24 protein-coding genes are annotated in these 23,843 nt (G+C 63.7%); 9 read left to right on the top strand and 15 right to left on the bottom strand.

Translation table 11 applies throughout. From position 1 onward, the window contains the following. Nucleotides 1–2 precede the first annotated feature (2 nt). The 3 genes from PNAP_RS15040 to PNAP_RS15030 form a co-directional block, all read right to left on the bottom strand. Nucleotides 3–1,724, bottom strand: coding sequence for a pyrroloquinoline quinone-dependent dehydrogenase (locus PNAP_RS15040; protein WP_011802378.1), 1,722 nt, complete (start codon nucleotides 1,722–1,724; stop codon nucleotides 3–5). 222 nt (nucleotides 1,725–1,946) lie between these two features. After that, complete coding sequence (locus PNAP_RS15035) at nucleotides 1,947–2,615, bottom strand: ankyrin repeat domain-containing protein (protein WP_011802377.1); 669 nt, start codon at nucleotides 2,613–2,615, stop codon at nucleotides 1,947–1,949. 57 nt (nucleotides 2,616–2,672) lie between these two features. Next, nucleotides 2,673–4,706: a TonB-dependent receptor family protein gene (locus tag PNAP_RS15030; protein ID WP_041377321.1), complete on the bottom strand. Its 2,034-nt coding sequence runs from the start codon at nucleotides 4,704–4,706 to the stop codon at nucleotides 2,673–2,675. 345 nt (nucleotides 4,707–5,051) lie between these two features. Here PNAP_RS15030 and murJ point away from each other — a divergent pair, with 345 nt between their 5' ends. Together murJ and PNAP_RS15020 are read left to right on the top strand one after the other, a co-directional pair. After that, nucleotides 5,052–6,617, top strand: a complete 1,566-nt coding sequence (gene murJ, locus PNAP_RS15025) for a murein biosynthesis integral membrane protein MurJ (protein ID WP_011802375.1) — start codon at nucleotides 5,052–5,054, stop codon at nucleotides 6,615–6,617. A gap of 94 nt (nucleotides 6,618–6,711) precedes the next feature. After that, nucleotides 6,712–7,563, top strand: coding sequence for a SirB1 family protein (locus PNAP_RS15020; RefSeq protein WP_011802374.1), 852 nt, complete (start codon nucleotides 6,712–6,714; stop codon nucleotides 7,561–7,563). Nucleotides 7,564–7,610: 47 nt separating this feature from the next. Here the strand turns inward: PNAP_RS15020 and PNAP_RS15015 are convergent, their stop codons facing one another. From PNAP_RS15015 to purM, 9 genes are all read right to left on the bottom strand, one after another. Continuing rightward, nucleotides 7,611–8,621 (bottom strand): GlxA family transcriptional regulator, encoded by a 1,011-nt coding sequence (locus PNAP_RS15015; protein WP_011802373.1) that lies wholly within the window; start codon nucleotides 8,619–8,621, stop codon nucleotides 7,611–7,613. Beyond that, complete coding sequence (locus tag PNAP_RS15010) at nucleotides 8,618–9,172, bottom strand: cysteine hydrolase family protein (protein WP_041376739.1); 555 nt, start codon at nucleotides 9,170–9,172, stop codon at nucleotides 8,618–8,620. Before PNAP_RS15010 ends, PNAP_RS15015 begins: the two co-directional genes overlap by 4 nt. A gap of 207 nt (nucleotides 9,173–9,379) precedes the next feature. Further along, nucleotides 9,380–10,573 carry an MFS transporter gene (locus PNAP_RS15005; protein ID WP_011802371.1) on the bottom strand — a complete coding sequence of 398 codons (1,194 nt, stop codon included), beginning with the start codon at nucleotides 10,571–10,573 and terminating at the stop codon, nucleotides 9,380–9,382. Between the two features lie 187 nt (nucleotides 10,574–10,760). Next, a complete protein-coding gene (locus PNAP_RS15000) occupies nucleotides 10,761–11,096 on the bottom strand; it encodes a helix-turn-helix domain-containing protein (RefSeq protein ID WP_011802370.1) in 336 nt (111 codons plus the stop codon). After that, a complete protein-coding gene (locus tag PNAP_RS14995; protein ID WP_011802369.1) occupies nucleotides 11,077–11,454 on the bottom strand; it encodes a type II toxin-antitoxin system RelE/ParE family toxin in 378 nt (125 codons plus the stop codon). Before PNAP_RS14995 ends, PNAP_RS15000 begins: the two co-directional genes overlap by 20 nt. A gap of 410 nt (nucleotides 11,455–11,864) precedes the next feature. Beyond that, nucleotides 11,865–12,071, bottom strand: a complete 207-nt coding sequence (locus PNAP_RS27075) for a hypothetical protein (protein ID WP_157040300.1) — start codon at nucleotides 12,069–12,071, stop codon at nucleotides 11,865–11,867. Between the two features lie 39 nt (nucleotides 12,072–12,110). Then, nucleotides 12,111–13,243 (bottom strand): IS630 family transposase gene (locus tag PNAP_RS25755; protein ID WP_086000545.1). Its coding sequence is split into 2 segments (ribosomal slippage): nucleotides 12,111–12,811 and nucleotides 12,811–13,243, totalling 1,134 coding nucleotides; the frame shifts between segments, so codons are not numbered across the junction. A gap of 24 nt (nucleotides 13,244–13,267) precedes the next feature. After that, nucleotides 13,268–13,684: a hypothetical protein gene (locus tag PNAP_RS14980; RefSeq protein ID WP_011802368.1), complete on the bottom strand. Its 417-nt coding sequence runs from the start codon at nucleotides 13,682–13,684 to the stop codon at nucleotides 13,268–13,270. Between the two features lie 434 nt (nucleotides 13,685–14,118). After that, on the bottom strand, nucleotides 14,119–15,156 hold the full coding sequence (gene purM / locus PNAP_RS14975; RefSeq protein WP_011802367.1) for a phosphoribosylformylglycinamidine cyclo-ligase: 1,038 nt from the start codon (nucleotides 15,154–15,156) through the stop codon (nucleotides 14,119–14,121). A 301-nt stretch (nucleotides 15,157–15,457) separates the two neighbouring features. Here purM and hda point away from each other — a divergent pair, with 301 nt between their 5' ends. From hda to folK, 4 genes are all read left to right on the top strand, one after another. Further along, a complete protein-coding gene (hda, locus tag PNAP_RS14970) occupies nucleotides 15,458–16,144 on the top strand; it encodes a DnaA regulatory inactivator Hda (protein ID WP_041377320.1) in 687 nt (228 codons plus the stop codon). Then, nucleotides 16,141–16,848, top strand: a complete 708-nt coding sequence (locus PNAP_RS14965; protein ID WP_011802365.1) for an HAD family hydrolase — start codon at nucleotides 16,141–16,143, stop codon at nucleotides 16,846–16,848. The genes hda and PNAP_RS14965 overlap by 4 nt, the downstream gene beginning before the upstream one ends. 122 nt (nucleotides 16,849–16,970) lie before the next feature. Beyond that, entirely contained in the window at nucleotides 16,971–18,593 is a 1,623-nt protein-coding gene (gene pcnB / locus PNAP_RS14960; protein ID WP_011802364.1) for a polynucleotide adenylyltransferase PcnB, read from the top strand. Between the two features lie 15 nt (nucleotides 18,594–18,608). After that, nucleotides 18,609–19,112 carry a 2-amino-4-hydroxy-6-hydroxymethyldihydropteridine diphosphokinase gene (gene folK / locus PNAP_RS14955; RefSeq protein WP_011802363.1) on the top strand — a complete coding sequence of 168 codons (504 nt, stop codon included), beginning with the start codon at nucleotides 18,609–18,611 and terminating at the stop codon, nucleotides 19,110–19,112. Nucleotides 19,113–19,116: 4 nt separating this feature from the next. Here the strand turns inward: folK and pdxH are convergent, their stop codons facing one another. Then, nucleotides 19,117–19,764 (bottom strand): pyridoxamine 5'-phosphate oxidase, encoded by a 648-nt coding sequence (pdxH, locus tag PNAP_RS14950; protein WP_011802362.1) that lies wholly within the window; start codon nucleotides 19,762–19,764, stop codon nucleotides 19,117–19,119. 15 nt (nucleotides 19,765–19,779) lie between these two features. Beyond that, entirely contained in the window at nucleotides 19,780–20,391 is a 612-nt protein-coding gene (locus PNAP_RS14945) for a gamma-glutamylcyclotransferase (RefSeq protein ID WP_011802361.1), read from the bottom strand. A 41-nt stretch (nucleotides 20,392–20,432) separates the two neighbouring features. On the opposite strand from PNAP_RS14945, the gene PNAP_RS14940 reads away from it, so the two are divergent. Further along, the gene (locus PNAP_RS14940) at nucleotides 20,433–20,972 is read left to right on the top strand and encodes an OmpA family protein (protein ID WP_011802360.1); all 540 of its coding nucleotides are present in this window, start codon (nucleotides 20,433–20,435) and stop codon (nucleotides 20,970–20,972) included. Here the strand turns inward: PNAP_RS14940 and PNAP_RS27070 are convergent. Beyond that, nucleotides 20,959–21,111: a hypothetical protein gene (locus PNAP_RS27070; protein WP_157040299.1), complete on the bottom strand. Its 153-nt coding sequence runs from the start codon at nucleotides 21,109–21,111 to the stop codon at nucleotides 20,959–20,961. The two genes, PNAP_RS14940 and PNAP_RS27070, sit on opposite strands and share 14 nt — an antisense overlap. Before the next feature lie 71 nt (nucleotides 21,112–21,182). Here PNAP_RS27070 and edd point away from each other — a divergent pair, with 71 nt between their 5' ends. After that, nucleotides 21,183–23,024, top strand: a complete 1,842-nt coding sequence (edd, locus tag PNAP_RS14935; RefSeq protein WP_011802359.1) for a phosphogluconate dehydratase — start codon at nucleotides 21,183–21,185, stop codon at nucleotides 23,022–23,024. After that, entirely contained in the window at nucleotides 23,015–23,677 is a 663-nt protein-coding gene (gene eda / locus PNAP_RS14930; protein WP_011802358.1) for a bifunctional 4-hydroxy-2-oxoglutarate aldolase/2-dehydro-3-deoxy-phosphogluconate aldolase, read from the top strand. Before edd ends, eda begins: the two co-directional genes overlap by 10 nt. The last annotated feature ends 166 nt before the right edge of the window (nucleotides 23,678–23,843 follow it).

Raw genomic sequence — 23,843 nt, 5'->3', positions numbered from 1 at the left:
GCTTACCTGGGCAGCGCATAGACGAACATGGTGTTGCCGCGCTTGAAGTCGAGCTGGGTGTTGCCGCCGCAGCCCATGGCGATGTACTGGCGGTCCTTGACCGTATAGGACACCGGCATGGCGTTGGCGCCCGCGCCGCACTGGTATTCCCAGAGCAGCTTGCCGTTCCTGGCGTCAAGCGCGCGGAACAGGCCGTTGCCCTCGCCGTAGAACAGCAGGTCGCCAGCGGTGGCCAGCGCGCCGCCGATCAGGGGCTGCGCGGTGTCGAACTTCCACGCCATCTTGCCGGTATCGACATTGACCGCCGCGACGCGTCCCCACTGCTCCTCGCCTTCGATGGTTTTGAAGGCGCCGCCCAGCCACAGCTTGCCGCCCGGATAGGCCGCCTTTTCGACGTGGTAGGTCATGGGCTGGTGCAGGTTGAGGGCATAGGCCAGGCGAAGCTTTTCGTTGACCGCCATCGGCGACCATTCCACGCCGCCATTGGCGCCCGGCAGCATGCGTGCGCCCTGTGCCGTCGGCAGCACCCACATGTTTTCCTGCGGAATCATGGCTTCGGAAAAGCGGATCAGCTTGCCGTCCTTGCGGTCATGCACATAGACATGCCCCGTCTTGCCGCCATGAAGCACGGCCGGAATCATTTTTCCGGACTTGTCCTTCACATCCATCAGGATGGGCGGACTCACGGCGTCCAGGTCCCACACGTCATGGGCCACGTACTGGGAATGCCACTTGTACTTGCCGCTGTCCAGGTCCAGCGCCACCAGCGAGTCGGTGTACAGGTTGTCGCCCGGCCGTTCGGCGCCGTACAGGTCGGGCGACGGATTGCCCACGACGAAGAAAATCGTGCGCGTCTTGAGGTCAACCGCCGGGTTCATCCAGACGCCGCCGCCCAGGGTCTGGTAGAAGCTGCTATTGCGCGCCAGTTCCTCTTTCTCGGCCTTGATGTCGCGGTGCATATTGCGGCCGGTGGCGTCGTTCTCGGCCCAAACGCCTTCATGGCCCTGCTCGGGAATCGTGTAGAAGGTCCAGAGCAGCTTGCCGTCCCTGGCGTCAAAGGCCTTGACGAAGCCGCGAATGCCGTATTCGCCGCCGTTGGTGCCGATCAGCACCTTGCCCTCGACCACGGTGGGCGACATGGTTTCGCTGTAGCCCTTCTCGGGGTCGGCGATTTGGGTTTCCCACAGAACCTTGCCGCTTTGGGCGTCAAGCGCCACCAGTTTGGCGTCCAGGGTGCCCATGAACAGCTTGCCGCCCTCGATGGCGACGCCCCGGTTGTTGGGGCCGCAGCAGAAGGTGGTGATCGGCCCCATCTTGTGCTTGTAATGCCAGAATTCCCTGCCCGTCGTGGCGTCCAGCGCATAGACATGGTTGTAGGACGTGGTCATGTACATCACGCCATCGACCACGATGGGCGCGGTTTCCATCGACTCGCGGACCTCGGTCTGAAAGCTGAATTCCGGCCTGAGGTTCTTGACGTTGCCGGTGTTGATCTGCCTGCCGGGGTAAAACCGGGTCTGCGCATAGCCGCCGTTGGTCTGCAGCCAGTCCTTGCCCTGCTGGCCCGAGTTGCTCAACTGCGCCTGCGACACGTTGACGGTCCCGATGGCCGCCGGTGCGGCGCTCTTGCCTTTTTGCTGCTGGATTTCCTGCGCGTTCGCAGCGCCAAAAACACACACTGCAAGCATGGCGGACAGGCCCGTCGTTGGTTTGAGTCGAATCATGTTGTCTCCCCAAGTGGCTTCCCTCCGCCAGTCAATAGCGGGCCATGCTTCAGAGGGTGGCCACCACATGCAGCGGAACGACGCTGCCCCGGTTTTTAATTATTTCCTTGCATGACGCGAAGAAAATTATGTGCTTCCGGTACTTTTTGAGGAGTGCGCGCTGACTTGCTTTCAACTGTTGCAATTGAAGGGTCAGTCGCCGGCCGTGGCGTCGCAGACGCGTCAGCTGTTTTCCAGCAGCCTGAGCGCTGCCGTGAAATTTCCATCGCGCGCCATGTCGGCGGCGGTCTTGCCCCGGTTGTCCTTCAGGCTGCGGTCGGCGCCCTGGTCGAGCAAGAACTGCACCGTTGCCGTGTTCCCGTAGCCTGCCGCCCACATCAGCAGCGTTTCGTCGTTGTCCATGCGCGCATTGACCGGGGCGCCGGCGCGCAGGAATTCGGCCAGGCATTCGCTGCAGCCGACGCCCGCGGCGTAGATGGCGGCATTTTTCTTCACGCGATCCAGCGGGTCGATCCTGGCGCCAGCGGCCATCAGCTTGCGAACGAGCGGCGCATTGCCCTTGAACGCCGCGCCCATCAGGGGTGTCACGCCTGAAATGTTGGCCAGGTTCACATCCGCGCCGGCCTGCAGCAGCACCTGCGCCAGCGCTTCGTTGCCCTTGCTGGCCGCCATGTTCAGCGGGGAGTCGCCATTGCGGTCGCGCGAATTGACGGCCGCGCCCTGCGCGAGCAAGGCCGCCACGCGTTCGGTGCGGCCCGCCTTGGCCGCCAGGACCAGCTCGCCGTTGAGGTTGATCTTGTCCGCCCCCTGCTGCGCAAGCGCCGGCATGAGGGACGTGCCTGCTGACACCAGCAAGGCAAACAGCATCTTCTGGGGTGTGACCGTTTTCATGACCTCTCCTTTTTAAAAAGCGATATTGAAATGCTGGACGGCCCGGACCCCGCCCGCTTAAAACATGCTGCGAACGCCCACGAACAGGCGGCGCCCCGGTGCGGCTTCAAAAAAGCGGGCGTTGGTGTCGTTGACGATCAGCGACCCGGCATAGGTTTTGTCGAACAGGTTGTCAATGCGTCCATAGAGCAGCATTTTTGCGCCGTTGAAGCGGAACTCCCGGCTCAGGCGCGCGTTGAACACCGCGTAACCCGGCGCCGCGTCGCTGTTGAGGTCGTTCACATAGGTCTTGCTCTCCAGGCGCATTTCCAGCCCAGCCCTGACGGAGTCGGTGATGCTGGCCTGCACGTCGGCAAACAGGCTGTGCCGTGGCGCGCCCGGCAGGCGGTTGCCGACCGGCACCAGGCCCTGCGCGCCAGCGTAGGGCGACTTGAAGCGCGCATCGAGCAGGGTGTAGGCCAGTCGCGTGTCCAGGCCGCCCGCCCAGTTCGCCGACCAGGAGGCTTCCAGGCCGCGCCGGGTGGTGCGGTCGGCGTTCTGGAAAATGGCGCGGCCGCCGCTCGACTGCGAGGACACGATTTCGTCCTTGCTCCGGGCTTCGAACAGCGCGGCGTCAAAACTGTGAAGGCCGCTGCGCAGCTTGACGCCGATTTCGCCCTGCGTGCTTTTGGACGGCTTGAGCGCAAAGTTGGGTCCGGGTGCGCCGCCGGGGCGGTAGGCGCTTTCGGCCAGCGTCGGCGTCTCGAATCCGGTGCCCAGGTTGGCATACACATTGAGCGTGTCGGCGGCATGCCAGACCAGGCCGACGACCGGGCTGGTGTTGCGGTATTGAACGCTGCCGCTGGTGCTGCTGGCCGCCGGGTTGAAGCGGTCATCGACGCCAAAGCGCACGCGGCTGGCGCGGACGCCGGCAATCGCCTGCCAGTCGGGCGTGAAGGTCCAGTCGATCTGGCCGAACACATCGGTGTTGCGCGCCGTGTCGTCTTCGTTGCGGCGCAGGGCCCCGTTGTTGCCGGCGATATTGTCAAAGCCCTTGCGGGTTTCGCGCAGCTGGTCGGCCTCGACGCCCACGGTCCAGCGCACCGGCAACTGGTTGACCTGCATCGCGTGCGTCCAGCTGGCGCCGACGCCGCCATACGTGCGGTCCAGGTTGACCACGCCGTTGGCCTGAAACGCCAGCTTCTGGTCCACCTTGCGCGTGCCGCCATAGACGCGCGCATTGAGCGTGTCGCTGGCGGACAGCTTGTGCTCGACCACCAAACCGGCCTGGTTTTGCTCAATGGTCTTGCGGGTGTTGAAGGCGAGGGCGTTGGCAATCACCTGGCGCGGGTTCTGGTTGAACTGCGCATGCGTCAACCCCAGCGGGTCTTCGGCCAGCGGCTGGTTGAACAGGTTGACGATGCCGGTCAGCGTGGTGTCGGCGGAAGGCTTGGCGACCACCTTGGCGTTGAGTTGCTCGCGCCGGGCCGCGCTGTGGTCCCGAAAACCGTCGGTCGAGTAGCGCGACACATCGAGCAGCCCGCCCAGTGTCTCGCTGCCGCCCGCGATGCCGGCGGCAACGTGGCGCTGGCCGTCGGAGCCGGCGCCGGCCGACAGGCTGTAGTCGGGTTTGCCGGGCGTGACCGGCGGGTCTTTGGTGAAGACCTGCAGCACGCCGCCAGCCGCATTGCCGTAGAGCTGCGCCAGCGGGCCGCGCAGCAGCTCGATGCGCTTGGCCGACATCAGGCTGGCGGTGGCCGCCTGGCCCTGGCCGTCGGGCATGGTGGCCGGAATGCCGTCGATCAAAATGCGCACGCCGCGAACCCCAAAGGTCGAGCGCGTGCCGAAGCCGCGCACGGACAGTTGCAGGTCCTGCGCGAAATTCTGCCGGTCGCGGATCTGCAGGCCCGCCACGCCGCCCATGAGTTCGGACAGGTTGACCAGCGGCGAGGCGGTGCGAAACGGATCGACCTGCACCGCGTCGATGGCGCCCGGCGCATCAAAGCGCCGCTGCTCGGCGCGGCTGGCGCTGATGACGACTTCCGACAAGGCCTGGTTCGTGGTTTCCTGCGCATGGCTGATGGGCGCCGCCGCGGCCAGGACAAGAAACACGGCGCAGGCCTGTCCGACGCGGTGGCGTGGAAAATCGGGCTGTACAGGCGCTGTGCATGGATTTTTTGAAAAAAAGTTAAACATGGTTGTCGTGCCGCCGGCTGGGAATGAAAACTGCTGAAAAACTACCGTCTTGCCAAAGCCCACGGGCAAGGGGTGAGGGGAGATGGGTGAATGCGCTTATTTCGATCATCATCGATTCAGGATTGTTATCTCCAGCGGACGGTGATTTATATGAACGACCTGCCGGTCCATTGACAATTCTCAACACCTTGCGATGGCGCACAAGCTGCCGGTCATTTCAGCTTTGCCGGGACGCCCGGCGCCAGCGAATAAACTCCTGCCGTGTCACTTTTCAAATCCGCCTCCACCGTTTCCCTGTTCACATTGCTTTCCCGCGTCTCCGGCCTCGTGCGGGAGTTGCTGATTGCCTCGTCGTTTGGCGCCAGCGCCATGACGGACGCCTTCAATGTGGCCTTCCGAATTCCCAACCTGTTTCGCCGCCTGTTTGCCGAGGGAGCGTTCAGCCAGGCCTTCGTGCCGGTGCTGGCGGCCAACAAGGCGCAGTATGGCGACGCCGACACCAAGCGGCTGATCGACCGGGTCGCCACGCTGCTGACCTGGATACTGCTGCTGACCTGCGCCGTCGGCGTGGCGGCGGCGCCGCTGCTGGTCTGGGCGATGGCCAGCGGCCTGCAGCAGGAGCCGCGCGGCTATGCGGCGGCGGTGTTCATGACGCGCTGGATGTTTCCGTACATCGCCTTCATGTCGCTGGTGGCGCTGTCGTCGGGCGTGCTCAACACCTGGCGGCGTTTTGCCGTGCCGGCCGCCACGCCCGTGCTGCTCAATGTGTCGATGATCGGCGCCGCCTGGCTGGGCGCGCCGTGGTTCAAGTCGCTGGGCATCGAGCCGGTGTATGCGCTGGGCGTCGGCGTGATGCTGGGCGGGGTGCTGCAGCTCGGCGTGCAGGTGCCGGCGCTCTTGAGGCTCGGCCTGCTGCCGAACATCCGGTTCACATGGTCGGCGGTGAAGGACGCATGGGCCGACCCGGCCACCAAGAACATCGCCAGACTGATGGCGCCGGCCCTGCTGGGCGTGAGCGTCGCGCAGATCTCGCTGCTCATCAACACCCAGATCGCTTCGCACCTGGCGCCCGGCAGTGTCAGCTGGCTCACCTACGCCGACCGCCTGATGGAATTTCCGACCGCCATGCTGGGCGTGGCCATCGGCGTGGTGCTGACGCCGCAGCTGGCGGCCGCCAAAGGGGCGGGCGATGGCGCCCGGTATTCGGCCATGCTCGACTGGGGCCTGCGCATCGTCGTGCTGCTGGCCATGCCCTGCGCGGTGGCGCTGCTGACGTTTTCCGAGCCGCTGGTCGCCACGCTCTACCACTACGGCGCCTTCACCGATCGCGACGTGCAGCAGACCACCCATGCGCTGATGGGCTACGGAGCCGGGCTGCTCGGACTGGTCGCCATCAAGGTGCTGGCACCGGGTTTTTATGCCAGCCAGAACATCAAGACGCCGGTGAAGATCGCCGTGGTCGTGCTGGTGATCACCCAGTTGCTCAACCTGGCGCTGGTGCCGTATTTTCAGCATGCCGGGCTGGCGCTGGCGATTGGCATCGGCGCGCTGATCAATGCGCTGGCGCTGCTGATTGGCCTGATCCGGCGCGGCAGCTACACGCCGGCGCCGGGCTGGGTTTTGTTTGGGCTGCGGGTTTTTTCCGCCAGCGCGCTGCTGGCGGTGTTTCTGCTCTGGGCGGCCGCTGCCGTGAACTGGATTGGCCTGAGGCACCAGTATTTTGAGCGAATTTGGCTGCTTGCGCTTGTCCTGTGTGCTTCAGGTGCTATTTATTTTGTAGTGCTATGGATGTCCGGGCTGAAACTGCGCCAGTTGCTCAAGCGCTGATTCCGAAGGCCGGATTTGTGCCCGCTTGACGAAACGCAAGTGCGAGTGCATTTGCTGATACACATGTTGTGCCAGATTGTGAGAAAGTAGCGCCATGCAATTAAATCTGGCCGTCCCGTCTCCGCTGCAATATTTTTCAAGCCTCGTGCAAAGCGATGCGCAGTTTCCCTTGCTGGAAGCCGCCGTCAGCCTGGCGCAGGACGAATATCCCGACCTGGATGTGGAGCAGGTTCTGGGCGATGTCGATCAGTTGCTGGCCCGCCTCAAGCGCCGCCTGCCCAGCGACGCCCCCGAGCTGCAGCGCCTGCGCACGCTGAACCAGTTCTTTTTCCGAGATCTGGGCTTTGGCGGCAACATCAACGACTACTACGACCCCGACAACAGCTACCTGAACACGGTGCTGCGCACGCGGCGCGGCATTCCGATCACGCTCGCCGTGCTGTGGCTGGAGCTGGCGGTGGGCCTGGGGCTGAACGCGCGCGGCGTGGCTTTTCCGGGGCATTTCATGGTCAAGGTCAACCTGCCCAAGGGCCAGGTGGTGATCGACCCGTTCAACGGCCAGTCATTGAGCCGCGAGGAACTGGCCGAGCGGCTGGAGCCTTTCCGGCAGCGCAGCGGCATCAGCGACGAGTTCGAGGTGCCGATGGGGCTGTACCTGCAGTCCGCGCCGCCCCGCGACATCATCAGCCGCATGCTGCGCAACCTGCAGGAAATCCACAAGACCCAGGAAGACTGGCCGCGCCTGATTGCCGTGCAGGACCGCCTGATCGTGCTGCAGCCCGATGCCTGGACCGAATACCGCGACCGGGGCCTGGCCTGGGCCGCGCAGGGCGACGTGGCCTATGCGGTCGCCGACCTGGAAACCTACCTGGCGCATGCCGACGATGCGCTCGACATCGACGCCATCGCCGAACGCGTGGCCCAGTTGCGCCGCTCCAGCCATTGATTGCAAGGGAAATCGGGCTTTTGCGCAGTCACACAGGGCGATAGCAGCTATTTATTCGATAGCTGATTCAAGTCCGAAGGCGTGCCCGCCAGGTCAAACTGATGCCAGGCCCGGCGCAACTGCGTATCCGAGCTGAATCCCGCCATTTCCGCCGCCTGCGTCACGTTGCGGCCCGACTGCAGGGCCGTTTGCGCCACCGCCAGGCGGATGCGGCGCAGGTATTGCAGCGGCGCGATGCCGGCATGCCCGATGAACAGGCGCGTCAGGTGGCGCGCGGAAGCATGGGCAATGTCCGCCATGGCCGGCACCGACCAGTTCCCGGCCGGCTGCTGGCTGACGGCGTCCTGCACCCGGTGCAAACCCGGATGCATGTGGTTGCGGTAGGCCAGGAAGGGCGAGAGTTCCGGGTCATGCGGCCCCCGGCGCAGCGCCACCACCATGGTTTGCGCCACCTGCGCGGCCAGCGCCGGGCCGCACAGCGTGCCGATGCGCTGCAGCATCAGGTCGATGCCGGTGGTCACGCCCGCGCTGCTGTACACCGGCGCATCTTCCACGAAGACCCGGTTGGCGATGACCTGGCAGGCGGACTCCACCGCCTGCAACTCCTGCAGGTGATGGTGATGCGTCGTGGCGCGCCGCCCGGCCAGCAGCCCGGCATGCGCCGCCAGCACCGAGCCCGCGCAGATGGTGACCAGTTCCAGCGCGTGCGGCACCAGGCGCAGGCCGCGCAGCCAGTGGATCAGCGCCCTGGCGGGTCTTGAGGCCACCGGGATGTCCCGCCCCGGCAGGCCGACCAGCACGACCCAGCAGGGTTCGGGCAGCGTGTCGGGCAGGGGCGCCAGGCCGGTCAGCATCAAGCCGACCGAGCTGACCGAATCACGCTCGGGGCTGACGAAATGCAGCTCGAAGCGCGGCGGCAAGCCCTGGCCCCGCAGCAGCTGGTTGGCGATGCGCAAGGCCTCCGCCGGCCCGGCCCAGTCCAGCACCAGGCTGTCGGGCAGCAGGGCAAACAGCACCTGGATGGGTGGGCTGGAGGCGGGAATGTCCGCTGGCTTCATGCACGGTCCAGCGCCTCTGGCACGCTGCAGATGGCGGCGAAGCGGTCTTTCAGCACGGCGGCCGTGCGCGCCTTGATGTCGGCGGCTTGCAGCACGCTGCCATCCATGTGCGCCATGTCCCAGGTCAGCGTGGCGTCCGGCACGTAGTCCACGCTCCAGCCCAGGTCCGACGCATGGCGCGTGGTGGTTTCGCAGCATTGCTCGGTGCGGATGCCGCTGATGATCAGCCGCCCGATGCCGTGTTGCGTCAGCCACACGTCCAGCCCGGTGCCGACGAGCGCGCTGTGCCGGCTCTTGATGAAGCTGGCGGCTGGAGCGAAATCCGCCAGTCCCGCCAGCGGCGCGACATGGCCCGATTCGAGCGCAAACGGGTTGCTGGCGGTTTTCGGGCCATCGGCATGCAGCACGCGCACGATGGGCAAACCGCGCGCCGCGCAGCCTTCGATCAGCGCGTTCTGCGCCGCCAGGTAGGCCGGCAAATCGCGCTCGGTGAAATACGGGCGATGGCGAAACGATTCCTGCGCATCAATCACAATCAGACAGCTGTTCATCACAAGGGCTCCTTTGTAGCAGAGGTTAAAGTCCTTATTCTTGCGGCGCCGCAAGGCGGGGTCCGGCCCGGGACGGACAAGTCTCGATCAAATCAGGACATTCATCCGAGCATCGGCTGGCAATCGGTTGCCAGTCCATCAAAAAATCAATGAAATAAGCCTTTTGCGCAATACCAGCGTGCCTAAACAGCTATCTTTAGCAGAGCATTACCGATGCATGCCGCGCCAGTGCCACAGCAGCGCCAGCGCCGCCAGGCTGAACACGGCGCCGGTGACAAAGGTGGCGGGCGCGCCCAGCTGGTCCCACAGCACGCCCGCCACGGTGCTGGCCAGCAGCATTGCCAGGCCGCTCATGAGGTTGAAAAAACCAAAGGCCGTGCCGCGCAAGTCGGGCGGCGCGACCTGGGCGACCATGGTGGCGAGCAAGCCCTGCGTCATCGCCATGTGCAGCCCCCAGAGCGCAATGCCGGCGGCCACCCAGGTCCAGTGGCTGCTGGTGGCCAGCACGGCATCGGCGGCAATCAGCACCACCAGACCCCAGGCCAGCAGGGCGGTGTGGCTGACGGAATCCGACAGTTTCCCGAACGGGTAGGCGCCCAGGGCATAGACGACGTTCATGCCGATCAGCACCAGCGGCGTCCAGGCCACCGGCATTCCGCCCTGCAAGGCCCGCAGCACCAGAAAAGCCTCGCTGAAGCGCGCCAGCGTGAACAGCGCGCCGATGAAGACCACGCGCCAGTAGGCGCTGCCCAGCCGCCGCAGGTTGTCCCGGCTGATCGGGTTGGGCCTGGCGGCGGGCACAGGTCCGGCCGGCGCAGGCTCCTGCACGCCCAGCAGCAGCAAGGCCACCGCCATGAAGCCGGGCACCATCGCCACCCAGAAAATCGCCCGGAAGTCATTCGCCCAGAGCAGCATCAGGCCCATCGCCAGCAGCGGGCCGATGAACGCGCCCACGGTGTCGAGCGACTGGCGCAGCCCGAACGCCGCGCCGCGCATGCCGGGCGGCGCCAGGTCGGCCACCAGCGCATCGCGCGGCGCGCCGCGAATGCCCTTGCCGACACGGTCGATTAGCCGCGCGGCCAGCACCATGCCGGTCGTGGACGCCAGCGCAAACAGCGGTTTGGAGGCGGCGCCCAGCCCGTAGCCCAGCACCGCCAGCGGCTTGCGCTTGCCCCAGTAGTCGCTGAGCACGCCCGAAAACACCTTGACGATCAGCGCCGTCGCCTCGGCAGCGCCTTCGATCAGCCCGACGGCCCAGACGCTCGTTCCCAGCACCGTGACCATGAACACCGGCAGCAGGCTGTGAATCATCTCGGAGGAAATGTCCATCAGCAAGCTGACAAAGCCTAGCGCCCAGATGGCGGCGGGGAGGCGGGGTGCGGGGCTGGCGGGTTGGGTCATGGGTGATTGGCCTGGTTATCTTCGCCAGCGGCCGCCAGCGCGGGTGGCTTATGCGTTTTGCGTCGCGGGGCTGTACCAGGTGCCACGGCCCGTGCCTTGCTGGACAAGTTCGCGCATCAGGCGCGGGGCAGCAAACATAGCCATAAATAGCCGTAACAGCAGTGAACACATGACACCCATGAACACCTTACGCAGAGGCAAGCACCAGATGCCCAAGCGCTGCCTTGGCGGGGCGCACGCTGATCTCGATGTCGTAGCCCAGCCGTGTCAGGCAGTCCATTAGCTTGCGCTCCGAAAGGTTGGCGAAGTCACCGCGCATCATGCCGGACACCTTGGGTTGAGTGATGCCCATGCGCTTGGCCGCTTCTTGCTGCGTCAGGCCAAGGCTGCGCATGGCTTTTCTGATTTCGATCACCAAGCCGGTTTTGATCTTGAGCTTTTCCGCGTCTGGCAGACCCAGATCGGCATAGACGTTGCCCGAACCCTGTTGTACTTCGATCCCGTCAATGAGTCGTTTTTTCATTTCGCAACTCCTTTGCAAATGCCTCAGCCACTTTGAGCCTAGCGTGAATAATGTCCATCTCTTCCTTTGGCGTGGCAATGCCGCGCTTGCTTTTCTTCTGGAAGCAGTGGAGGACGAACACTGCTTGTGCAAACTTCACGGTGTACACGGCGCGGTAGGTGCCGCCAACATCGTCTTCCACCACCTCAAGAACCCCGGCACCACCAAAGCCTTTGAGCACCTTGGCCGCGTCGTGCCGATCACCGGCTTGTGCCAATGACAAGGCAAAACCGAAAAACCGCCGTACATCCGCTGGCAGTGTCATCAAGTCCTTGTGGCTGCTGCCGATCCATTCGAGCGGTTTTTCGTTACTGGGCATGGGTGGAAATATACTTTAACTGGTATATGTTGTCAATCAAATGGGTAGCACGTCGGGAGCGGCGTCAGGTTCGCATGAAATGTCCCTGTAGTCCATGCCAGTACAGCGCAGGCCGAAGGCCTGGGCGATTTCCTTGAGGCTGTTAGCTGCCGGTGGCGTAGGCCTGCGCCATGGCGCTGTTGCGCTCCGGCAGCGTGGCGAATGCAGCAGGGACTGAACAACGCGTGGGTGCAGGAGTAAGGCTTGCTCAGTGTGAAAGACCTGTGGTGCAAGGCCCAGGGCTATACGGTAAAGGGGAAAAGAAAATCTTCGTCGAGCGCGCCAACTTGTTGAACCACACCCACTGCGGACCCGCACGGTGGGTGGTGTGGGGAGCGATGGTTAGAAGCCGTTGCTTATCCGATTAGGGCTCATTCTCGACGCTCCAGAACAAGCGCTGCCATGCGGTTCATTGACTCTGTCACGCCCGGTAGATAAGCCGTTGTGAATGGGCCAACATGCGCCATCAAGTGGAGTTGAGTCGGTAGATCTGAACTCAGTTCACCATTCCCTTGACCGCGTGCTGTAGGAAGTTTTTGGCCGAAGGAGGAGAGCAGGTGGCCGAGATACTTTTCCATGGACTTCAAACCATCCTGCGGGTAGAGCCTAGTGTCTCGTCATGAGGAAGTTGTCGGGTAAAGGCGTTTTAGCTTGATGCGGGCATCCTTGGTTGTGAATTGCCAGTTGACTTTGGCCTGAAGGTTGTCGCGGCGGGCCTGCCAGGCAGCGACTTCGCTGCGCACGGTCTCGATGCTGTCGATGCGCCGGCTCAGGCACTGATCCACCATAACGTTGATTTCGATCTCGGCCATGTTCAGCCAGCTGCCGTGCTTGGGCGTGTAGACGAACTCGAAGCGGTCCCACAGCGCCTTGGCCTGCTCGGGGGAAAACGCCTCGTACAGTGAGCCCGGGGTGTGGGTGTTGAGGTTGTCCATCACGAGTGTGATGCGCTCGGCGTCGGGGTAGCTGGCGGCAATGTCCTGCACGAACACCGCCCAGTCCGTTTTGGTCCGCCGCTCAGTGACCTTGGTTAGGCGCCGCCCGGCCAGCGGCTCGCTAGCCATGAACACGTTGCACACGCCGCAGCGTTCGTATTCGTAGTCATGGCGCTCGGGCCGCCCGGGCGCCGCTGCAATAGGCTCGCGGGTCTCGCGAATGAGCTGGCGAGGCGTCTCATCCATGCACACCACGGGGTGCTTCGCGTCCATAGGGCGGCTGTAGATGTCCAGCACCTTTTCCATGGCGGCCACGAAGGCGGCGCTCGCTGGCGGCGCGATCACCCAGCCGACTTTCCTCCAGGGTTTGAGTTCGTTTTTTTGAGAGCCCGCCGCACCGTCTCATGGGACACGGTGTCGATATATTCCAGTTCGACCAGCCGGTCAGCCAGCAGCCGTAGCGACCAGCGGGCCTGGCCTTCGGGCGGCGCCGAGCAACTCAGCGCCAGCAGCTGCGCCTCCAGGCGGCCATCGATCTTCAGGTCGTACTCGCACCTGGAGGGCTGGCGGTTCAGCGTGAGGTCCAGGCCTTCGAGGACAAACTTCTTCTTGATGCGGTCCACCTTGCGCTCACTCACGCACAGCATGGTTGCGATGTCACACGTGCGAGCGCGTTCGGTTCGCCCTCCTGATTGGTCACAGTTGAGCAGTATCAAGGCATTGATGACTTTGGACGCTGCGTGGGTGCCTTTGCCTGCAATGCCCTGCAGCTCGGCTCTTTCTGGCTCGGATAACGTGACTTTGTAATGTTCCATCCCCCATTGTCCACGTCACATAGCTCATGACGCGACACTAGCTTTGAGAACGGCTTGCGGCTCGAACTCTGGCAAGTACTTCTTTAAGAAGGACATTGAAATGTGCAAGCTATCCGTCACGGCCTGGGAGAGCGGGTCGTCTTCGTCGAGTCCGGAGTTTTCGAGGGCTTGTTCCATCTCAGATGACAAGTGGCTCCAAACATAGACCAAAGTCTCGAACATGACGACGTCAGCGCTGGTCTTTCGCACATAGGTTTTCAACTCGCGACTCTCGGTCAATGATTCCCAGAAGTGGTGGGCAGTGTGCAAAAGCAGTAAAGCAAGTGAGCGACGCAAACCGTCTTCATTCTCGCTTCCTTCAAGCTGGGCTGTCGCCTTCGCGAACGTCAGTGACGCGCAAAAGGCTTCGAGATCAGTCTTCTTGGTGAACCAGCCGAACATCTGAAACCCTTCCGCGTAACGATGACGTTTTATGAGCCTTAACGTAAATTAGACGACTGAATATTAACAAAACTTACAATCTAAGCCTTGCAATAATTTCGCGGTTTTCTTTTCGTAGCAATGATTTTTTCGGTGGTCAAAGCGTTAGGCAAACCTAAAATTTAGCGAATGAAGCCCTCTCTACAGCCACAGCCGTCTGCGCCTTCACCACCCAAACTTCTGGAGCAGCTGCACATCCATTTGCGTACCCGCCACTAAAGCATCCGTAAAGCATTAGTATTCGCGCATCACGGCCAGGCTGGCCTTCAGGGCCAGTCTTTGTGCGTCCAGTAAAGCAGAGCATTGGAGTCTCAGGTCTTGCATTGCAACATTTCCATTCCCCCGTTCTGGCGAATGAATTTGCACTGTCGTCACGAGCGCCAGCCTGAGATTTTTCAGCCCACGGTAACGCTGGCACCTTCACCACGCGCCGCAATCACGCCAATCTCATAGACCGTCTCGCCCGCTTCCCGCAGCATGGCGGCGCAGGCGCCAGCGCTGGCCGCGTCGATCACCACCACCATGCCGATGCCGTTGTTGAACGTGCGGTTCATTTCAAAATCAGAAATCGCGGCAGTCGCCTGCAGCCAGGCAAACAGCTCGGTCTGCGGCCAGCTGCCTTTGGTCAGGTGCGCGGCCGTGCCTTCGGGCAGCACGCGGGGAATGTTTTCCAGCAGGCCGCCGCCGGTGATGTGGGCCAGCGCCTTGATCGGGTGCGCGGCCAGCGCGGCCAGCACGTTTTTCACGTAGAGACGGGTAGGGGCCATCAGCGCCTGCTTGAACGGCTGGCCGTCCAGCGTGGCGGGAACGGTACCGGCGGCTTCGGCGCGCTCGATGCACTTGCGCACCAGGCTGAAACCATTGGAATGCACGCCGCTTGAAGCCAGGCCGAGCACCACGTCGCCGGGGGTCACGTCCTTGCCGGTCAGGATTTTGGATTTTTCCACCGCGCCGACGGCAAAACCGGCCAGGTCGTATTCGCCGGACGGGTACATGCCGGGCATTTCAGCGGTTTCGCCGCCGATCAGCGCGCAGCCGCTCAGCTCGCAGCCCTTGGCGATGCCGCCAACCACCGCTGCAGCGGTGTTCACATCGAGCTTGCCGCAGGCGAAATAGTCGAGGAAAAACAGTGGCTCGGCGCCTTGCACCAGCACGTCGTTGACGCTCATGGCGACCAGGTCGATGCCGACGGTGTCGTGCATGTTCCATTCAAAGGCCAGCTTGAGCTTGGTGCCCACGCCGTCGGTGCCGCTGACCAGCACCGGTTCCTTGTAGCGCTTGGGCACCTCGAACAGCGCGCCAAAGCCGCCGATGCCGGCCAGCACGCCTTCGCGCATGGTCTTTTTGGCCAGCGGCTTGATGCGTTCAACCAGGGCGTCGCCCGCGTCGATGTCAACGCCGGCGTCTTTGTAGGAAAGGGGGGTAGTGGTCATGGTGTCAGGGCTTTTTAGTGCAGTGGAAAGCGCCAGGCAGGCGCTTGAGTGGGCGGGAGCGGCGGGCTGAAACAGGCCGGCCAAGCCCGATAGAATCAAGCCTGAGATTCTAAAGGCTACACCCGTGGCTTTCCGCCGGCCCTTTTCAGGCCGGCCCTCTCCAAGGCTTCATGCAACTTACTTCTACCCGACAACCCACAGTGACCTGGCGCCTGACTGCAGCGCGGGTCGCGCAACGCCGCTTGCAGGCTCGTTGCATGATGGGCACGTTAAACCAGGGATGAGCACTGTAAAGATCGTCATGAAACAACTCGCGCTGGACATCGGACTGGCGTCCGACCCCTCGTTTGCCAATTTCTTCGCCGGCCCGAATGACGCGACGGTCAGGCAGCTGGCGCTGTGGGCGCAAAGTCCGCTGGATTCGCCGGTGCCGACCTACCTCTGGGGCGACGAAGCCAGCGGCAAGACCCATCTGCTCAAGGCGGTCGGCGAAGCCTTGCGCCACCAGGGCGCCTCCAGCGGCTGGATGGACGCGTCCATGCTGGAGCCGCCCGAGTTCAACGAATCCTGGTCCGCCGTCATCATGGACGACTGCCACCTCTACACCCCGGCGCAGCAGCGCAGCGCCTTCAACTGGTTCGTCAATGCCCTGAGCACCGACGACGGCCATCCGCGCTGGGTGGTGGCCGCCGGCAACGTGCCGCCCGCCGACCTGCCGCTGCGCGAAGACCTGCGGACCCGCCTGGGCTGGGGAAATGTGTTTGCCTTGCAGGCACTGAGCGATGACGAGCGGCGCGCCGTGATCAAGCGCGAAGCCGACGCGCGCGGCTTTTCCCTCAGTGACGAAGTGACTGACTTCATGCTGACCCACTTTTCGCGCGATCTGGGCAGCCTGATGCAACTGCTCGACAAACTCGACAGCTACGCGCTGCAAACCAAGCGGGCCATCACCATCCCGCTGATCAAAACCATGCTGGAGACTGAATGACCGTGCGGGTAGAAGCTGACAAGAAAAGCCCAAAGGCGCCTCTTAAATTGGCATTGTTCGATCTGGACCACACCCTGATCCCGATTGACTCCGACTATGAATGGGGCGAATTCACGATTGCGCTGGGCTGGTGTGACGCGACCGAATTCAAGCGCCGCAATGCCGAGTTCTTTGAGCAATACCGGGCCGGAACGCTCGACATTCACGACTATGTGCGTTTTGCCACGCAGGCCATCCGCGAGCAGGGGACTATCAATTCAATAGCTGCTCACGCCCGGTTCATGAGCGAGATCGTGCAAAAAGTCATCAAAAGCCAGGCGCTTGAACTGGTCGGGCAGCACCGGGCGGCCGGCGACGAGTTGGTCATCGTGACGGCGACCAACGAGTTCGTGACGCGTCCGATTGCCGATGCCTTCGGCGTGTCGGAGCTGATCGCGGTCGAACTGGAGCGCGATGCGCAAGGCCACCTGACCGGCGAGATCAGGGGCACGCCGTCGGCTAGAGAAGGCAAGGTCACGCGCATGGAACAATGGCTGGCCGCCCGCAGCCTGGGCTGGGGCGATGTGCACAGCACGTTTTACACCGATTCGATGAACGACCTGGCGCTGCTGGAAAAGGTCACCGACCCCGTCGCTACCAACCCGGACCCGCGCCTGCGCGCCCTGGCCCTTGAGCGTGGATGGCGCATACTTGACCTGTTTTAAGCGTCAGGGATTGCGCTTGCCGCCGGACAATGCCGGTGAACGGCGGCCCATACCCACCTGAACCAGGCAGGGACAACGCTTGCTGCCACGCAGCGACAACTCCCCTCAAAACATTAAATTTCATGATCAAAAAATTCATAGACAAGCTGTTCGGAAAAACCGACAGCCCAGAAGCCGCCGCCAAGCGGGTCAAAAAATCCCCCTTCGGCAAACGCCACGACATCGAGGTCAAGGACCACGGCATCAACCCAAAGCTGGTCGATGAGCGGGCCATGGATGTGGTGCATGTCCTCAAGCAGGCGGGTTTTCAGGCCTATATCGTCGGCGGCGCTGTGCGCGATTTGCTGGTCGGCCTGCGGCCCAAGGATTTCGACGTGGCCACCGACGCCACGCCCGAACAGGTCAAGTCCCTGTTCCGCCGGGCCTTCATCATTGGCCGGCGCTTTCGCATCGTCCACGTGATTTACGGCCGGGGCCGCGAGCACGAGGTGATCGAGGTCTCGACCTTCCGCGCCCACATGGACAACGCCCTGGCCGAGCAGGTCGGCGGCAACGAGCGCACCAGCAAGAGCGAACTCGCCGGCATGAAGCACGCCGTCCATAGCTCGGGCCGCGTGCTGCGCGACAACGTCTGGGGGCCGATGGAAGAAGACGCCGCGCGGCGCGACTTCACCATCAACGCCATGTACTACGACCCGGAAACTGAAATCGTCGTCGATTACCACAACGGCATTGGCGATGCGAAGAAAAAAATCGTCCGCATGATCGGCAACCCGGCGCTGCGCTACCGCGAAGACCCGGTGCGCATCATTCGCGCCGTGCGGTTTGGCGCCAAGCTCAATGCGCTGGGCTTCAAGTTCGAGGAAAAAACCTCGGCGCCGCTGAAGGAAATGTGCGGCCTGCTGGCCGACGTGCCGCAGTCGCGCCTGTTCGATGAAATGCTGAAGTTGCTGCAGACCGGCCATTCGCTGGCCAGCATCGCGCAGCTCAAGGAACTGGGCATGGGCACCGGCATTTATCCGCTGCTCGACGTGGTGGTTGAAATGGCCGATGACCCCTTCCTGAAGTTGGCCCTGCAGGACACCGACCGCCGGGTCGGCGAGGGCAAGCCGGTCGCGCCCAGCTTTTTGCTGTCGTGCGTGCTCTGGTCCGATGTTCGCCAGGGTTGGGACCGGCGCCTCAAGCGCAACGAACCGGCCATGCCGGCGCTGCAGGATGCGATTGACGAAGCCTTCAACGCCAGGATCGGCGATGTCTCGGGACGCGGCAAGCTGGGCATCGACATGCGCGAAATCTGGACCATGCAGCCGCGTTTTGAAAAGCGCGTCGGCAACGCGCCATATTCGCTGCTCGATCAGCCGCGCTTTCGCGCCGGTTTTGACTTCTTGCGCCTGCGCGGCCAGATTGGCGAGATCGACCCGGCGCTGGGCGAATGGTGGGAGAAATTCAGCACCGCCTACGACGACGAGCGCCACGACATGATCGAAGCGATTCGCGAGTCGCAGCTCAAAAAGCCGCACGCGCCGCGCGTGCGGGTCAAGCGGGTCGATGCGGAAGCCGCAACGCCTGACAACGCCAATCCCGCATTCGATGCGCAGGCTTTCCCCGTAGCCGAAGGCGAGGCGCTACCTGCCAAGAAACGCCGGCGCCGCCGCAAGCCCGTGGGCGGCGCCGGAGCGGTGGAAGGCTCCGGCGAAGCCTCGCAGCCTGCGCCGCAGAACCCTTCGCCGGCCTCCGACTCCTGAGCAGGCAACGGCTTCATGCGCGATACGGTGACCGCTTATGTCGCGCTGGGCGCCAACCTGGGCGATGCCGCGGCAGCGCTGCAGCGGGCCGTCAAGGCGCTGGACCAGTTGCCGCTGACTCGCGTCAGCCGGGCGTCAAGCCTTTACAAAACTGCGCCGCTCGATACCGATTCAGCCAGCGAATCGCCTGCGCCGGGCGATGATTATTTGAATGCGGTCGTGGCGCTGCACACCGGCCTGACGGCGCCCGCGCTGCTCGATGCCTTGCAGGCGCTGGAATTGCAGGCCGGGCGTGAAAGGCTTTACCGCAATGCGCCGCGCACCCTCGACCTGGATCTGCTGCTGTATGGCAGCGCGCGCATTGAATCCGCCCGGCTGACCGTGCCGCATCCGCGCATGACGCAGCGGGCCTTCGTGCTGGTGCCGCTGGCCGAGATTGCGCAGGGCAGGGTGACCGCCGAAGCGCTTGAGGCGGTGAAGCACCAGGCCATCGAGCGGCTGGGCGATTCAGGGATTTAGGGATTTAGGGCGCCAGTCGCTCGCGCAGCCAGCCGGCATCGCCCTGCAAGGTGTAGCGCAGGCGGTCATGCAGGCGGCTCTTGCGGCCTTGCCAGAACTGCCAGTTGTCGGGCTTGAGGCGGTAGCCGCCCCAGTGCGCCGGGCGCGGCGGTTGCAGCATGAACTTGGCGCCGAATTTTGCGGCATTGGCCAGCAGCACGCCACGGCCGGAAATCACCTCGCTTTGCGGGCTGGCCCAAGCGCCGATGCGCGAGTCCAGCGGGCGGCTGTGGAAGTAGGCATCGCTTTCTTCATCCGACACCTTTTCCACCACGCCTTCGATGCGCACCACGCGCTCCAGCTCGACCCAGTGGAACTGCAGCGCGGCATACGGATTGCCGGCCAGCTCCAGCCCCTTGCGGCTGGCGTAGTTGGTGTACCAGACGATGCCCTGCGCATCGAAGCCCTTGATCAGCACCACGCGGGTGGACGGGCGCAGGTTGCTGGCCACGGTGGCCAGCGTCATGGCATTGGGTTCGGGCACCTGCGCGGAAATGGCTTCATTGAGCCACTGGTCGAATTGATTCAGCGGGTCGGCGTGCGAAGCGTCTTCATTGAGTTCGGCGCGCTCGTAGCTTTTGCGAAGGTCGGCGATGGAGGTGGGGCTGGACATGGCCAAAGTATAGGGTCAGCTGACCCGCTGCAGCAGCTTGCCGAGCGCCTGGTCGTCAATGCCCAGCGTGCGCAGTTTGTCATACGTCAGTTGCGCATAGTCACGCGTCGTGCCGTAGCGGCCGCAGGCGCTGGAAAATATCTGCCGGTAGTGGTCTTCGCTGAGCACGCCGGTGTGGTTGGGGCTGCGCTTGGACAGGGTGAAGGCCAGCGCCCTGACATCGCCCTGCGCGGTGCGGCAGCGCAGCCACTTCGGGTCATAGACGGCGTTGGGCATTTCCCGCTCCCACAGGGCCGGCAGGCTGGCGGCCACGCGCTCCTGCGGCAGGCGATACGCCACCCCCTTGCAACTGCCGCCCGGCAGCAGGCCAAACACCAGGCCCGGCAGCTCGGGCGTGCCGCGGTTGACGCGGCTCCACATTTTCAGGGCGCGGTGGTAGCCATGCAGGGTGGCAAAACGGTCTTCGGCGGATTCGAACTCGGGCCGCCAGATCAGCGACGCATAGCCAAAAATCCACAGGTCGGACTCGCCGCCCCATTCGTGCATAGCGGCCTTGAGCATGGCCGCCGGATCGCGGCGCTTGTAAGCCGTTTCGAGGGATGTGTTTGCTAGAGTGGACACAGCCACAATTTACAATAGCGCCAAGTTTTTTAAAAGGGAGTTTATTGATGTTTTCTCAGGATGATGACAGCCAGCAACGCGTGGCCCTGTTTCTGGTTTTTGGTTTGATCGCCATCGTTGTGGCCTCGGTGCTGGTGTTTGGCGTGAAGCATCGCGGCGCTTCGGTCAAGGCCGCAAGCGCTCCGGCAGCCGTGGCAGCTGGCATGCCGGGCGCGGCAAGCTTGCCCGCAGCGTCCAGCGATGCGCAGGCGGCTTCGGATGCGGCCAGCGTCAAGGTCGAGCAGGGCGTTGTCAAGTTCTACTTTGCTTCCGGCAAGGCCGACCTGGCCGCCGGCGCTAGCGAAGCGCTGACCGACGTGGTCAAGGGCGCGCAGGCGGGCCGCAAGCTGGTGATTTCGGGTTTCCACGACGCGACCGGCAATGCGGCGCAAAACGCCGAGCTGGCCAAGCAGCGCGCGCTGGCCGTGCGTGACGCCCTGACCGCAGCAGGCGTTGCCGAAGGCCAGATCGAACTCAAAAAGCCCGAGCAGATCACCGGCAGCGGCCCCAACGCCGAAGCGCGCCGCGTCGAAATCAGCCTTCAATAACCAGCGCCATGGCAGCCTTCAGGGCTGGACCCGGTAACAAAAATCCGCAGTGCTTCGCGCACTGCGGATTTTTTTGCGCCACCTGTTGGTCTTGTTTGGTAACTGCAAAGTAACCATTCAGGTGGAAAAGTGCTTTCATTCTGGTTACCATAGACGCCGTAATAAAGTTACATCCCCATCTTTGGGATGGCTCGATTTAAAGGTTGCACCATGGCGCTTCATTCAGCAGTTTCAGACATCACCGCCCGCATAGTCGAGCGCAGCCGGCCGACGCGCAATGCCTATCTGGCTCAATTGCAGGCCGACAGCAGCCGCAAGCCCAGCATGGACCGCATGGGCTGCGCCAACATCGCGCATGCCGTGGCCGGCATGCCGCTGGACGACCGCTTCAAGGTCGTGACCGAGCGCCGGCCCAACATCGGCATCGTCACTTCCTACAACGACATGCTGTCGGCGCACACGCCGCTCCTTAGCTACCCGGCGCTGATCAAGGACGAGGCGCGCAAGCACGGCGCCACGGCGCAGGTGGCGGGCGGTGTTCCGGCCATGTGCGACGGCGTGACGCAGGGCACCAGCGGCATGGAACTGAGCCTGTTCAGCCGCGACGTGATCGCCATGGGCACGGCAGTCGCCCTGTCGCACGACATGTTCGATGCCGCGCTGCTGCTCGGCGTGTGCGACAAGATCGTTCCCGGCCTCTTGATTGGCGCGCTGCAGTTCGGGCATTTGCCGATGGTGTTCGTTCCGGCCGGCCCCATGCCGTCAGGCCTGCCGAACAAGGAGAAAGCCCGGATTCGCGAACAGGCCGCGCAGGGCCTGGTTGGGCGCGATGCGCTGCTCGAAGGCGAACTCAAGTCCTACCACAGCCCCGGCACCTGCACCTTTTACGGCACGGCCAACAGCAACCAGATGCTGATGGAAGCCATGGGCCTGCATGTGCCGGGCACCGCCTTTGTCCAGCCGGGCGACATGCTGCGCGACGAACTCACGCGCGAGGCCGCCCGCACCGTCCTTGGCATCACCAAATCAAAACGCTTTGCGCCCATCGGCCATGTCGTCGATGAACGCGCGATTGTCAACGCCATGGTGGCCCTGCTGGCCACGGGCGGCTCGACCAACCACCTGATCCACTGGGTGGCGGTGGCGCAGTCGGCCGGCATCGTGATTGACTGGAATGACTTTTCGGCGCTGTCCGATGTCGTGCCGCTGCTGACGCATGTCTACCCCAACGGCAGCGCCGACGTGAACCAGTTCCAGGCCGCAGGCGGGCCGGGACTGGTGATCCGCGAACTGCTCGACGCCGGGTTCATGCACGAGGACGTGCTGACGGTGCGCGCAGGCGGCATCCGCGAATACGCCAGCGTGCCCGCGCTCGAAGGCGCGGCGCTGGCCTGGCATGCGGTGGGCGATTCGAAGGACGAGGCCATCGTGCGCCCGGCCGGCCGGCCGTTCAGCGCCACCGGCGGCCTCAAGCTGCTGACGGGCAACCTGGGCCGCAGCGTGATCAAGGTGTCGGCCGTGCCCGATGACCGGCATGTGATCGAGGCGCCGGCCCGGGTGTTTGATTCGCAGGAGGATTTGCTGCTGGCCTTCAATTCCGGCGAACTGGAACGCCTGTGCAATGAAACCGCCGCGCGCGGCGTGGTCTGCGTGGTGCGCTGGCAAGGCCCGCAGGCCAACGGCATGCCCGAGCTGCACAAGCTCACGCCGCCGCTGGCGGTGCTGCAGGGCAAGGGCTTCATGGTCGCGCTGGTGACCGATGGCCGCATGAGCGGCGCGTCGGGCAAGGTGCCGGCGGCGATTCACGTCTCGCCCGAAGCGGCTGCCGGCGGCCCGCTGGCCAAGGTGGTCGATGGCGACGTGGTGCGCGTCGATGCGCTCACGGGTGAATTGCGCGTATTGGTCGATGAGGCCGAATGGGCGGCGCGGCCAGCCAGCATCATGCCGGACGAATTGCGCCGGCAGAACGGCGTTGGCATGGGCCGGGGATTGTTTACCGGGATGCGCCGCCATGCGCTGACCGCAGAAGAAGGAGCTTTGTCATGGATGTAAATATGAATGTCAGCGGAAAATTGAGCGCTTTGCAGGTGATGCGGGACGCGCCCGTGATTCCGGTCATCGTGCTGAACGATGTCAAGCAAGCCGTTTTGCTGGCCCGCGCCCTGGTGGCGGGCGGCATCCGCATGCTCGAAGTCACCTTGCGCACGCCGCAGGCGCTGGCCTGCATCGAAGCGATTGCGCGCGATGTGCCTGACGCCGTGGTCGGTGCGGGAACGGTGCGCAGCGCCGCCGACGCCCAGGCCTGCGCCATGGCCGGCGCGCGCTTTGTCGTCAGTCCGGGCTACACCCATGCCGTCGGCCAGGCCTGCCGGGATGCCGGCCTGGCCTTGCTGCCCGGCGTGGCGACCGGCAGCGAAATCATGATGGCGCAGGAAGACGGCTTGAGCGAACTGAAGTTTTTCCCGGCCCTGCAGGCGGGCGGAACCGCCATGCTCAAGGCCTGGAGCGGCCCGTTCGGCGATGTGAAGTTTTGCCCCACGGGCGGCGTGTCGATGGCCAATGCGGCGGAGTTCCTGGCGCTGCCCAATGTGGTCTGCGTCGGTGGCTCGTGGCTGACGCCGGCCGAGGCGGTGGCAAGCGGCGACTGGGCGCAGGTGACGGCGCTGGCGCAGCAGGCTTGCGAGCTGGCGCGCAAAGAGGTCTGAGCCGGAATTTCAGCTTTTCAGGCTGATTTTTTGAATCAAATCAGCACTTTGCGCACGCCCCACAAGCGCAAGAAGCTATCAAAATGATAGTTCTTGCTGCCTGGGGCTTGCATCACGCTGCCTGCGCCGCAGATTTATTGATGAAATCAGCCTTTTGCGCAGGCTG

Origin of the sequence: Polaromonas naphthalenivorans CJ2, from assembly GCF_000015505.1 — a bacterium.
Lineage (GTDB): Bacteria > Pseudomonadota > Gammaproteobacteria > Burkholderiales > Burkholderiaceae_C > Polaromonas > Polaromonas naphthalenivorans.
Note: the sequence above shows the minus strand (reverse complement) of the source record. Positions and strands in the feature narration are given on the sequence as shown.